This window comes from Pseudosulfitobacter sp. SM2401, assembly GCF_042932805.1.
Taxonomy (GTDB): Bacteria; Pseudomonadota; Alphaproteobacteria; order Rhodobacterales; family Rhodobacteraceae; genus Ascidiaceihabitans.
This window is the reverse complement of record NZ_CP170633.1, coordinates 1,551,491-1,563,912: the sequence shown is the minus strand read 5'-3', so window position 1 is coordinate 1,563,912 and position 12,422 is coordinate 1,551,491. Positions and strand designations below refer to the sequence as shown.

Annotated in this window: 11 protein-coding genes, 1 tRNA gene and 1 pseudogene; 11 read left to right on the top strand and 2 right to left on the bottom strand. The window is 55.5% G+C overall.

Annotated features, from left to right (window positions below; genetic code table 11):
• The first annotated feature begins 12 nt into the window (after positions 1 to 12).
• From sufC to ACFIO0_RS07700, 6 genes are all read left to right on the top strand, one after another.
• The gene (gene sufC, locus ACFIO0_RS07725; protein WP_390914769.1) at positions 13 to 768 is read left to right on the top strand and encodes a Fe-S cluster assembly ATPase SufC; all 756 of its coding nucleotides are present in this window, start codon (positions 13 to 15) and stop codon (positions 766 to 768) included.
• Positions 768 to 2,048, top strand: coding sequence for a Fe-S cluster assembly protein SufD (sufD, locus tag ACFIO0_RS07720; RefSeq protein ID WP_390914768.1), 1,281 nt, complete (start codon positions 768 to 770; stop codon positions 2,046 to 2,048). Before sufC ends, sufD begins: the two co-directional genes overlap by 1 nt.
• Positions 2,048 to 2,536, top strand: coding sequence for a YIP1 family protein (locus tag ACFIO0_RS07715; RefSeq protein WP_390914767.1), 489 nt, complete (start codon positions 2,048 to 2,050; stop codon positions 2,534 to 2,536). The genes sufD and ACFIO0_RS07715 overlap by 1 nt, the downstream gene beginning before the upstream one ends.
• Entirely contained in the window at positions 2,533 to 3,141 is a 609-nt protein-coding gene (locus ACFIO0_RS07710) for a YIP1 family protein (RefSeq protein ID WP_390914766.1), read from the top strand. The genes ACFIO0_RS07715 and ACFIO0_RS07710 overlap by 4 nt, the downstream gene beginning before the upstream one ends.
• 2 nt (positions 3,142 to 3,143) lie before the next feature.
• Entirely contained in the window at positions 3,144 to 4,364 is a 1,221-nt protein-coding gene (locus ACFIO0_RS07705; RefSeq protein ID WP_390914765.1) for a SufS family cysteine desulfurase, read from the top strand.
• A gap of 59 nt (positions 4,365 to 4,423) precedes the next feature.
• Positions 4,424 to 4,500, top strand: a tRNA-Arg gene (locus tag ACFIO0_RS07700).
• A 76-nt stretch (positions 4,501 to 4,576) separates the two neighbouring features.
• Here ACFIO0_RS07700 and ACFIO0_RS07695 read toward each other — a convergent pair.
• Positions 4,577 to 5,146 carry a DUF882 domain-containing protein gene (locus ACFIO0_RS07695; protein ID WP_390914764.1) on the bottom strand — a complete coding sequence of 190 codons (570 nt, stop codon included), beginning with the start codon at positions 5,144 to 5,146 and terminating at the stop codon, positions 4,577 to 4,579.
• 350 nt (positions 5,147 to 5,496) lie between these two features.
• Here ACFIO0_RS07695 and ACFIO0_RS07690 point away from each other — a divergent pair.
• The 4 genes and pseudogenes from ACFIO0_RS07690 to ACFIO0_RS07675 all read left to right on the top strand — a co-directional run bounded on the left by ACFIO0_RS07690 (position 5,497) and on the right by ACFIO0_RS07675 (position 9,697).
• Positions 5,497 to 7,070, top strand: a pseudogene (locus ACFIO0_RS07690) (murein L,D-transpeptidase).
• A 30-nt stretch (positions 7,071 to 7,100) separates the two neighbouring features.
• Entirely contained in the window at positions 7,101 to 8,192 is a 1,092-nt protein-coding gene (locus ACFIO0_RS07685; RefSeq protein WP_390914763.1) for a UDP-3-O-(3-hydroxymyristoyl)glucosamine N-acyltransferase, read from the top strand.
• A 30-nt stretch (positions 8,193 to 8,222) separates the two neighbouring features.
• On the top strand, positions 8,223 to 8,483 hold the full coding sequence (locus tag ACFIO0_RS07680) for a phosphopantetheine-binding protein (RefSeq protein WP_390914762.1): 261 nt from the start codon (positions 8,223 to 8,225) through the stop codon (positions 8,481 to 8,483).
• A gap of 5 nt (positions 8,484 to 8,488) precedes the next feature.
• Positions 8,489 to 9,697: a beta-ketoacyl-ACP synthase II gene (locus ACFIO0_RS07675; RefSeq protein WP_390914761.1), complete on the top strand. Its 1,209-nt coding sequence runs from the start codon at positions 8,489 to 8,491 to the stop codon at positions 9,695 to 9,697.
• Between the two features lie 68 nt (positions 9,698 to 9,765).
• Here the strand turns inward: ACFIO0_RS07675 and ACFIO0_RS07670 are convergent, their stop codons facing one another.
• On the bottom strand, positions 9,766 to 10,389 hold the full coding sequence (locus ACFIO0_RS07670) for an invasion associated locus B family protein (RefSeq protein ID WP_390914760.1): 624 nt from the start codon (positions 10,387 to 10,389) through the stop codon (positions 9,766 to 9,768).
• A gap of 481 nt (positions 10,390 to 10,870) precedes the next feature.
• Between ACFIO0_RS07670 and ACFIO0_RS07665 the strand changes: the two genes are divergently transcribed.
• Positions 10,871 to 12,421, top strand: coding sequence for a helicase HerA-like domain-containing protein (locus ACFIO0_RS07665; RefSeq protein ID WP_390914759.1), 1,551 nt, complete (start codon positions 10,871 to 10,873; stop codon positions 12,419 to 12,421).
• The last annotated feature ends 1 nt before the right edge of the window (position 12,422 follow it).

Here is a 12,422-nt window from a genome sequence, read left to right as displayed (position 1 = left end):
AACGAGGTAAAAATGCTGAATATCAAAGACCTACACGTCAAACTTGAAGAAGAAGAAAAGCAAATCCTGAAAGGCGTAAACCTCGAGGTTGGCGCGGGGCAAGTCCACGCGATTATGGGGCCAAACGGCTCCGGCAAGTCGACTTTGTCCTACGTTCTGTCCGGACGTGGCGGCTACGAAGTGACCAGCGGCACGGCGCATTTGGGTGATGTTGATCTGCTGGATATCGAACCCGAAGAACGCGCGGCTGCGGGCCTTTTCCTGGCCTTTCAGTACCCCGTCGAAATCCCGGGTGTGGGCAACATGACGTTCCTGCGCACAGCCGTTAACGCGCAACGCAAAGCGCGCGGTGAAGATGAAATGAGCGCCGCCGAATTCCTGAAAGTCGTCCGCGCCAAAGCCAAAACGTTGAAAATCGATGCGGACATGCTGAAACGTCCTGTCAACGTTGGTTTTTCCGGCGGCGAAAAGAAACGCAACGAAATCCTGCAAATGGCGATGCTGGAACCAAAGATGTGCGTCCTCGATGAAACCGATTCCGGTCTGGACGTTGATGCGATGAAACTGGTCTCTGAAGGCGTGAATGCGCTGCGCGATGAAGGTCGTAGTTTCCTTGTGATCACGCACTATCAGCGCCTTTTGGACCACATCAAACCGGACGTTGTGCACATCATGGCCGAAGGTCGTATTGTGAAAACGGGTGGTCCCGAGCTGGCCATCGAAGTTGAAAACAACGGCTACGCCGACATTCTGGCAGAGGTGGCGTAATGGCGGCTGTTGCTGAAACAACATCGGCGTTGGACGCACGGCTTGCTGGTTTGACCATGCCCGTTGACGGTTGGTCCGAGGCGGCGCGCAAATACGCGTTGATGCGCGTGCAGGCCGCCGGATTGCCGGTGCGCCGCGATGAATACTGGAAATACACCCGCCCGGACACGCTGACGCAGGCTGTGGCTGTTCCTGCGGCACTGTTCCACAACGCCGAAGGGGCCTTGTTTGATGATGTCGACCGTTTAAAGATCGTCTTTGTGGACGGTGTTTTTGATGCTGACGCGTCTGACGATCTGACCCTGACCGGCGTTACGATTGAACGTTTGGCGACTGCCGACGCTGACATTCATTGGGCGCGTGACCTTTATGGTGTGCTCGAGGCGCGTGGCCAAAATCCGGTTGCACGACCGCTGGCCACGTTGAACACTGCCTTTGCAAGCGATGGTGTTTTGATCCATGTAACTGGTTTAGCATCCAAGCCTATCAACCTGATTTACCTGCACAAATCCGAAACGTCAGACGTCATGTTGCACAATGTGATCAAGCTGGACGCAGGTGCAAACCTGACCGTTTTGGAAACAGGTCCGGCGGCGGCGCGTTTCAACAAAGTGATGGAAGTCGACATTGCCGACGGCGCTGCATTCCACCACATTCGCGCCCAAGGGCGTGATCACGAACGCCGCGCTGTGACGCATGTCTTTGCACGTTTGGGTACGGAATCGACGTTCAAATCGTTCACTCTGACCGCCAATGGTGTGATGACGCGCAACGAATGTGTGATCGAACTGACCGGGGATGACGCCAAGGCGACTGTCGGTGGCGCATGTGTCGGCGACGGTGATTTTCACCACGATGACACAGTTTTTGTCACCCATGACGCGGTGAATTGCGAAAGCCGTCAGGTGTTCAAAAAGGTGCTGCGCAATGGCGCAACCGGTGTTTTCCAAGGCAAGATTCTGGTGAAAGCCGGAGCACAGAAAACCGACGGCTACCAGATCAGTCAGTCCTTGCTTTTGGACGAAGACAGCCAGTTCCTCGCCAAACCCGAGCTTGAGATTTACGCGGACGACGTGATTTGTTCGCACGGGTCTACGTCCGGTGCGATTGATGAAACGGCACTGTTTTATCTGCGCTCTCGCGGTGTGCCAGCTGCGGTCGCAACGGATCTGCTGACGTTGTCGTTCTTGGCCGAAGCGGTCGAGGAAATCGAAGACGAAGACCTGCGCGAAGACATCAATGCATTGCTGCAATCGTGGTTGGAGCGGCGGCGCAGCTAATGTCAGTCACGAGCGACATCAAGGCCAGCTATCGCGGGCCCGGCCGTGTGGTGACACGGTTGTTGGGGCAGGGGCGGCGCGAAGCGTTCGCGCTTAACATTTTGATCTTTGCGTGCATCGTGTTTTTCGTCGCACAAGCGCCCTATCAATCCCGCGAGGCGCACTTGAACACGGATGTGCCACTGATGGCGCGCATGTATTGGTCGGCGTTCTTGTGGATCTTTATTGTGCCATTGGTGCTGTACGCGTTTGCCGCGTTGATCCATGGATTGGCGCGATTGGCCGGACGACCGATCACTGGATACGGCATACGCCTGTCGATGTTCTGGGCGCTTTTGGCCAGTGCACCCATGACGTTGTTGTTGGGATTAACAGCAGCCTTCATGGGGGAAAGCAGCGCGTTGCAACTGGTTGCTTTGTTGTGGCTTATCAATGTGTTGTGGTTCTGGATTGCGGGTATGCGCGCGGCAGAAGGTGTTGCATTATGAATGTTGGTACGATGCCTGTCGGGCAACTGATTGCGCTGTCGTTGCAAAACCCTGCCGAGGCTGCGCGTCATGTGATTGACCTGCGCACGCCGCGCGAAGTGCTGTGGACGCTGCTGGTTTTGGCCTGTGCGCTGAACGCGATGTTGTTCTGGGTTTCAAGCGCCTTGACCCCACCGCCGCCGCCGGAATTTTCCGAAACCGGTTTGGCGTTACCTGCGTTCCTGAGCAGCCCTATTCTGGTGTTTGTATTCTCGGCAGGTGGCATGGTTTTGATGATCCATCTGCTGCATTGGGTCGGTACGGTGATGGGCGGCACGGGCAGTTTGGGCGACATGCTATCGGCCTTTGTTTGGATGCAAGCATTGCGCCTTGTTGCGCAGGCCGGCGCTGTGATTTTACTGATCGTTTCGCCGCCAGTTGCGTCCCTTTACGGGTTGGTCGTGGCTGTTGTCAGCCTTTGGATCACCGTGAATTTCATCAACCAAGGGGCCAATCTTGGCTCGAACCTCAAAACAATCGGTCTTTTACTGATTGTGATGTTTGGCTTTATTTTTGGGCTTAGCTTGTTCCTCGCGGTAACAGGCCTGGCGACCATGGGGCTTTGAAAATGTACGACGTCAGCAAGATTCGGGCAGATTTTCCAATCCTGTCACGCAAAGTTAACGGCAAGCCGTTGGTCTATTTAGACAACGGTGCCTCGGCGCAAAAACCGCAGGTGGTGATTGACGCGATCACGCGTGCTTACGCCGAAGAATACGCGAATGTGCATCGTGGCCTGCATTTCCTGTCGAACCTTGCGACGGACAACTACGAGGCAGTTCGCGGCAAAGTCGCGACGTTTCTAAGCGCGAAATCCGAAGACGAAATCATCTTTAATTCGGGCACCACCGAAGGCATCAATATGGTCGCCTACGGTTGGGCCATGCCGCGCATGCAAGCTGGTGACGAGATCATCCTGAGCGTGATGGAGCATCACGCAAACATCGTGCCTTGGCATTTTCTGCGCGAACGCCAAGGCGTGGTGCTGAAATGGGTAGACGTGGACGCGACCGGTGCGCTTGATCCGCAAGCGGTTCTGGATGCGATCACGCCGCGCACCAAATTGATCGCTGTGACCCACATGTCCAACGTGTTGGGCACCAAAGTTGACGTGAAAACGATCTGCGCCGGTGCCCATGCCAAAGGCGTCGCTGTGTTAGTCGATGGATCACAAGCCGCCGTGCACATGCCGGTTGACGTTCAGGATATCGACGCTGATTTCTACGCCATCACCGGTCATAAATTGTACGGGCCGTCAGGATCCGGCGCGATCCACGTCAAATCCGAACGCATGGCTGAAATGCGCCCGTTCATTGGTGGCGGCGACATGATCCGTGAAGTGTCAAAGGATGGCGTTGTCTATAACGATGCCCCGATGATGTTCGAGGCAGGCACACCAGGGATCGTGCAAATGATCGGGATGGGCGTCGGCATCGATTACATGATGGGCCACGGGCTAGACGCGATTGCCGCCCACGAGGACAGCTTGCGCGATTATGCTGTCGCGAAATTGAACGGGTTAAACTGGATCCAAGTGCAAGGCACCACGCCGGACAAAGGTGCGATTTTCAGCTTTACGATGGATGGGGCAGGGCATGCCCATGATATCTCGACCATTCTTGATAAAAAGGGTGTCGCGGTGCGGGCGGGTCAACATTGTACCGGTCCTTTGATGGAACACCTTGGTTTGAACGCCACCTGCCGTGCGTCTTTTGCGATGTACAACACGACAAACGAAATCGACATCTGGATTGAGGCCTTGGAACTGGCCCATGATCTGTTTGCGTGAAATGGCTGCGCAATTAGCAATTGCAGCCACGATACGCCAAAGCTATACCAAACCCATATGGTCCCATAGCTCAGCTGGATAGAGTACTCGCCTCCGAAGCGAGGGGTCGCTGGTTCAAATCCAGCTGGGACCACCACCATCCAATTTTACGACAGCACGAAAAAAGGCGTCTCGAAAGACGCCTGCATTTCTATCAGCAATGTCGGTTGGTTTTAGCTGCCCCAAGACCGGACAACGCCGCAATCCATGTGCACAAAGTTGGATCCGGAATACCGGCCAACACCGCCACCGCGGCAAGCAGATGCCGCGCGCGCCATTTGACCAACCGAACGGGTAGACAAACGCAGATCGGCCGCTTGGCCTTTCATGTGCAGTGAATTCTTGGCAACACCGGACGAACGTGAACGTAGCATCGCGTTGGTCTTTGGGCTGCGATAGCCGGACAGCAACATGTACGGTTCGTGGACATCCATCAGGTTGTGGGCGGCGGCCATAACGTCAACCGTGCGCAAATCCATGGTTTTGACACCATCGGTGCGCCAGTCGCGCATAAAGTAGTTTACTTCTTTGACTGCGTCTTTGATGTATTTACCTTCGATCCAGTAGATCATGTCGATGCGTTCACCGGTGCGACCCGAGAACATGCGAATGCGGCGAATATCGCCTGCGCCGCGTAAAATACCGGCTGCACCAGAGATTGTCGGAGCTGCGGCAACTGTAGTCGCTGCAAATGCGCCCAGAAGCGCACGACGGGTCAAACCCGATGATTCACCAATTGTCATGTCTTAACGTGCCGTCCCGTTCGCCTGTACTGCGATGTTACACAGTGTTTCATCTCGTCCCCAGATGCCCCTGATGTATTACATAAAGCGAATCGTGAACCAAGTACTGAATCTTTCCCCCTAAATATATCAACAGTTTTAGGCGATTTTTTGCGCAAATGATGTCAGTGTCGTCAAATGCTGCATTTGTCGGTGCACGTAGGCCTCAGGGACCAGCTTTCTGGTGGCTTAGGTGTAAATGTGAATAGACAAGCTGACGGGCATAAATCACAACCGACCGCATAAACTTCGCGGACATTTTTCGATTGGGGGAAGATATGACGCTGCGCGCTTACCGATTTTCACTATTTATGGCGATGTCGCTTTTGGCATTGTCCTTGTTCAGCATGGCAAAACCCGCTGTTGCACAGGTCACTGCATTCAAACAATCCGTGGCCGAAGCCGCGGCACGCGACAAAGATATCGCGGCCTTTTATCAGGCAAACGGCTACAAAAGCATATGGGTCGGACGCACGGGGCGTGAACGTAGCCGTCGCGTCGCCTTGATCAAAGCGTTGTCCCAAGCCTCGGTGCACGGCCTGCCAGCCGCACGCTACGATGCTGGCGGACTGCAAGCCAAAATGAAAGCCGCCAAGGGCCCACGTGAACGTGGTCAGCTTGAGGTCGAAATGAGCCGGGCATTCTTGCAATACTCGCGTGATTTGCAAACCGGTGTTTTGATCCCGAGCCGTGTTGACGCCGCCATCGTGCGTCAGGTTCCGTACCGTGATCGCACGTCCTATTTGGTCAACTTCTCTAAATCGTCACCCGCCGGTTTCTTTAAGGCGCTTGCGCCAAAAACCATGGAATACAATGCGTTGATGAAAGAAAAGCTGCGCATGGAACGCCTGTTGGCCAAAGGTGGCTGGGGCGCAAAAGTGCCGTCAAAGTCGCTGAAACCCGGCCAATCCGGTGCGTCTGTTGTTGCAATGCGCAACCGCTTGATCGCCATGGGCTTTATGAAGCGCACATCTTCGCAAACCTATGACGAGACGATGAAATCAGGTATTCAGCAGTTCCAGCTGGCCCATGGTTTGGCCGCAGACGGTGTGGCCGGTCCGGGCACTGTTGCAGAAATCAACGTCGGTGTTCAGTCACGTATGCAGTCGATCATTGTCGGGATGGAGCGTGAACGCTGGGTCAATCAGGAACGCGGCAAACGCCACATTCTGGTGAACATTCCTGACTTTACAGCCAAGATTATCGACAACGGCAAAGTCACGTTCCAGACGCGCTCGGTTGTGGGCGCAAACAAAGCTGATCGCCCAACGCCGGAATTCTCGGACGTGATGGAATACATGGTCATCAACCCGAGCTGGTATGTGCCGCGTTCTATCGTGACCAAAGAATACCTGCCCGCACTTAAGGCCAACCGCAACGCTGTACGTCACATCGAAATCACCGACAACAAAGGGCGCAAAGTGAACCGCGCCAACGTGAATTTCGCCCAGTACACCGAAAAGACGTTCCCGTTTGCGATGCGTCAACCGCCTTCAAAAGGCAACGCGCTGGGGCTGGTGAAATTCATCTTCCCGAACCGCTACAACATCTACCTGCACGACACGCCAGCCAAGAACCTGTTCGGACGCGAAAGCCGTGCCTACAGCCACGGGTGCGTTCGTCTGGCCGATCCCTTCGATTTTGCCTACGCCTTGTTGGCCAAGCAAACCAGTGATCCAAAAGGCTTTTCCAAGCGAAGTTGGCAACTGGCAAGGAACAACAGGTCAATCTAAAAAACCCGGTTCCCGTGCACATCATCTACCGCACAGCGTTCACAACCGCCAAAGGTCACACGCAATATCGTCGTGATGTCTATGGCAGAGACGCGCGCATCTGGAATGCCTTGCAAAAGGCAGGGGTGGCATTGCGCGCCGTTCAAGGGTAATCCAATTCCCGAACGTTTCGGGGATTTGACATGAACCATTCCATCAAAGACATCGCAGCGGCGCTAGGGGCAGAAGCCTTTGGCGCCGTTGATCTTTTGATCGCCTCTGTACAGGAACCCGCAAGTGCCGGACCCGATGATTTGGCATTGGCGATGGACCCAAAATATGCGGCGGACCTGACGGCAGGCAAAGCCCGCGCAGCCATGGTCTGGGACGGGGCAGACTGGCAGGCGATGGGGCTAGAGGCCGTCATTGTCTCTAAACGACCGCGTTTCACGATGTCCGGTCTCACGACCATGATGGATCGCGGGCAGGGGTATAGCGCGGGGCTTCACCCCAGTGCCGTGATTGATCCGGCAGCGATCCTTGGCGCTGATGTATCTGTTGGTCCTTTGGCTGTGATTGCAGCTGGTGCGCAGATTGGTGCGGGCAGCGTGATTGGTCCGCAGTGCTATGTTGGCGCGGACGCGGTTCTGGGTGCAAACGCGTTCTTGCGCGAACATGTCAGCATCGGCGCGCGTGTACGCATTGGTGATCGGTTCATCGCACAGCCGGGCGCACGGATTGGCGGCGACGGGTTCAGCTTTGTGACCGCAGAACGCTCTGGGATCGAAGCGGCGCGTGAAAGCCTTGGCGATCAGCAAGAAACCAAAGCGCAGCCCTGGACGCGTATTCATTCGCTCGGGGCCGTGGTGATTGGTGACGATGTCGAAGTCGGTTCCACCACAACAATCGACAATGGCACTATCCGCGACACCAAGATCGGCAATGGCTGCAAATTCGACAACAATTCGCAGATTGGCCACAACGTCGTCATTGGCAACGACTGTCTGATTTGCGGTCACGTGGCTGTCGCAGGATCGTCACGTGTGGGCAATAACGTGGTCTTGGGTGGCATGACGGGGATCAGCGACAACATCTTTGTGGGTGATCGGGTGATCACGGGTGGTGCGACCAAAGTGCTGTCAAACGTGCCTGCGGGCCGTGTCATGTTAGGGTATCCGGCGATCCAGATGGACAAACAAATAGAGCTCTACAAGCTGTTGCGCCGGTTGCCAAGATTGTTCCGTGATGTCGCAGGTTTGAAAAATCCTGTTTCAAAAGACGCGCCCAACGACTAGATCACCACCAACAGCACAAAAGGTGAAAACATGAGCGTTGCCGACAAAGTGGTCAAAATCATCGCCGAGCAAGCCATGCTCGAAACGTCCGATGTCTCTTTGGACAATTCGCTTGAGGACATCGGGATCGACAGCCTTGGCTTGGTCGAAAGCATTTTCGCCATCGAAGAAGAATTCGACATCACCATCCCGTTCAACGCCAACGCGCCATCCAACAGCGACTTTGACATCACGTCAGTGGCCAAAATTATCCAAGGCATTGAGCGCCTCGTGAAAGAACAGGCGGCCTGACGCAGATGAAACGGGTGGTCATCACAGGTGCCGGCACCATCAACGCGCTTGGCCATTCGGTGGCCGCGACGATGGAGGCAATGCGCGAAGGGCGTTGTGGTATTGGCCCGTTGGAGTTCCGTGATGTTGAGCGCTTGTCGATCCAGATCGGTGGTCAGGTGCGCGGGTTTGAGGCCGAAGGGCGCTACAACCGTCAGCAAATGTCGCTGTATGATCGCTACACCCAGTTTACGCTGGCAGCTGCGGCCGAGGCGATCGCGCAATCCGGCATCATCTTCAGTGGTGAAACCGCAGCCAAATCCGGCGTGGTTCTGGGCACCGCAGGCGGCGGTGTCAGCACGTGGGATGACAATTACCGCGCCGTCTACGAAGAGGGCAAAAACCGCGTGCACCCGTTTGTCGTACCAAAGCTGATGAACAATGCCGCTGCCAGTCACGTCAGCATGGAATACAACCTCAAGGGGCCGTCGTTCACCGTCTCGACCGCCTGCGCGTCGTCCAATCACGCCATGGCGCAAGCGTTTCAAATGGTGCGCTCGGGCATGGCACCTGCAATGCTGACGGGTGGGTCTGAATCGATGCTGTGCTTTGGCGGCGTCAAGGCGTGGGAAGGTCTGCGGGTCATGTCCAAAGACGCCTGCCGCCCGTTTTCCGCCAACCGCAACGGCATGGTGCAGGGCGAGGGTGCCGGCATCTTTGTCTTTGAAGAATATGAACATGCGCGTGCCCGTGGTGCTGAGATCCTGTGCGAAGTCGCAGGGTTCGCCATGTCCTCAGATGCTGCAGACATCGTGATGCCGTCCAAAAATGGCGCTGCGCGAGCGATGGCAGGCGCGCTTGCAGATGCTGGCGTGAACCCTGATCAAGTCGGCTATATCAACGCGCACGGCACCGGCACAGCGGCGAACGACAAGACCGAATGCGCGGCAGTGGCGGATGTGTTTGGACCACACGCGGATCAGTTGATGATCTCTTCGACGAAATCCATGCACGGGCATCTGATCGGCGGCACGGGTGCGGTTGAACTGTTGGCCTGCATCATGGCCCTGCGTGACGGGGTCATTGCGCCCACAATCGGCTACGAAGAACCGGACCCTGAATGCGCCCTGGACGTTGTACCAAACGAGGCACGCGATGCGTCGGTCGATCTGGTTTTATCCAACGCCTTTGCTTTTGGTGGCATGAACGCCGTGTTGGCCTTGCGCAAAATCTAAGGCCCAGTACGAAAAAAGTGCCTCACATTTCTGCAAGGCACTTTCGGAATGCATAAGTTTTCAGTGTCTTATTGCTGAATGATCGATGACTTTTCAAATCCAGCTGTAAAGCCTGTCAACGACAGGTTCAGATTAACTTTTTGATCCGGTGCCAAGGCAGGTACGATTGTGATCGTGGCTTTGGATCCTTTTTTGAACACAGCCACATCCGCCGCTGTCAAACCGATGCGGGCATAGCAACCAACCGGATTGCAGAATGCGAAAGGATAGCGACGGGCAGACCCGCCATCAACTGTGATGGTCAACTGGTTCGGAAGCGCTGTTTCCAACGGGACAACGACAGTCGCACCCGCGATGGCTTTGCCGCCTTCAGGCAGGCGAAACATCGTGAATTCTGCGACCGGAACGCCTTCGCCGTCGTCCATCAGCTGGTACAACTGGCAGGGATCTTCTTCGGCTTCGGTTTTGATGCACCGCATTTCCCAATCGCCGATTTCCTCAAGCGTATAAGGTTGGCCCAAATTCGGGTCTTTGTTTGCGTCTTCACCAAGGCTCAGCTGCGATTCAACTTGCGATGCCGTGCCCTCAGATGTGCCTTCTTCTGGTTTTGCTGTTTCCTGGGCAAACGCCATGCCCGAGGTTGCCAGCAGCAAGGCTGCACTGAACAAAGTTGTTTTGCGGAAAGTCATCATTTTTGGTCCACCACTTTTTATATTTTGTCCTGATTATCACGCCGGATTGCGAGTGTCAGTGGGGAACTCGCGACTTTCTGGCGCGGATGAGCAAATTTTTGCGTGTCATTTTGATGATTTACGACAGGGCGTCACAATTTGCCGATCAGCGCGGCCTATCATGTGCCAGAAATAGAAAAAGAGAGCTTTTTCAGCTCTCTTTCCCAATGTCGTCTCCCCGTCGGACTGGCCGACTTATTATTGAGGAGAAGTTACGTAACCAAACGCGCAGGGTCAACATAAAAATTGTAACTTATGCGTCAAATTCGCGGCTTTTACCCGATGGTAAAAAAGGGCCGTACCCTAAGGCACGGCCAGTCTGACAGGGAGGAAGTGTCAGGTGCCAAGGACATGTAGGCACAAGACAAATATAACTATGGCCCCCAAAGGTTAAGTTTGTATGGTCGGGGCGAATAAAGAGATGACCAAAAGGTAAACGTGTATGACATCCGAGATTTTTATTGGCGGCGGCGGGCCTGAGTATGGCGTCCAACAAGGGCTAAGCCTGAAGTACGCAAACCGGCATGGTTTGATTGCGGGCGCAACCGGTACGGGCAAAACCGTCACGCTGCAAATCTTGGCCGAAGGGTTTTCGAACGCGGGAGTGCCGGTGTTTTTATCGGACGTCAAAGGCGACCTTTCGGGCCTCGCGAAATCCGGCAGCCCCGATCATAAACTGCATGACGCGTTCATGAAGCGGGCTGGGATTATCGGGTTCGACGATTACACCTACGATGCGTTTCCCGTTACGTTTTGGGACCTGTTCGGAGATCAAGGCCACCCTGTGCGCACCACGGTTGCCGAAATGGGGCCATTGTTGTTGTCACGTTTGCTGGAATTGTCAGAGGCCCAAGAGGGCATCGTGAACATCGCGTTCCGCCTTGCGGATGAAGACGGGCTGCCGCTGTTGGACCTCAAGGACCTTCAGGCGCTGCTGGTCTGGATTGGTCAAAACGCCAAGGCGTTATCACTGCGTTACGGCAACGTGTCATCCGCATCCATCGGGGCGATCCAGCGCCGTTTGCTGGTCTTGGAAAACCAGGGCGGCACCAATCTGTTTGGCGAACCGGCGCTTGAGCTGGCTGATTTGATGCGCACAGATGCCGACGGGCGTGGTGTGATCAACCTGCTGGCGGCAGACAAACTGATGGGTTCGCCGGGGCTGTACGCCACGTTTTTGCTGTGGCTGCTGTCCGAGCTGTTCGAGGTGCTGCCCGAAGTTGGCGACCCTGACAAACCCAAGCTCGTGTTCTTTTTCGACGAAGCGCACCTGTTGTTTGATGACGCGCCCAAGGCCTTGGTGAACAAGGTCGAACAAGTCGCGCGCCTGATCCGCTCCAAAGGTGTGGGCGTCTATTTCATCACCCAAAATCCGGCAGATGTGCCCGACGACATCCTTGGGCAGTTGGGCAACCGTTTCCAGCACGCTTTGCGCGCATTCACCGCCAAAGACCGCAAAGAATTGCGCATGGCGGCGGAAACCTACCGCGAAAACCCACGCTTTTCGACCGAAGAAGCCATTCGCGAGGTCGGCGTCGGCGAGGCCGTGACTTCGATGCTGCAAAAGAAAGGCGTGCCGGGCATTGTCGAGCGCACGTTGATCCGTCCACCGTCATCGCAACTGGGGCCGATCACCAAAGCAGAGCGCAAAGCGATCTTGGCCGCCTCCGACATGTCCGGCAAATACGATGAAACGCTGGATCGCACGTCTGCGTTTGAAATCCTGACCAAACGGGCACAGGACGCCGCCGCTGAGGCGGAAAAGGCCGAGGATATTGCCGAGGCTGAAACCCAACCGGCATTGCGCGAATTCAACGCAGGACGCCGGTTTGAAGGCACGCGCGTGACACGATCCACATCGCGCGCCACCCGCAAACGCACCAGCGAGGGGTTCGGCGGGGCCATCGCGTCGGTCGTGATCAAAGAACTTAAAGGGACCACAGGAAAACGTATCGTACGCGGCATCCTTGGTGGCCTGTTCCGAGGGCGTTAGG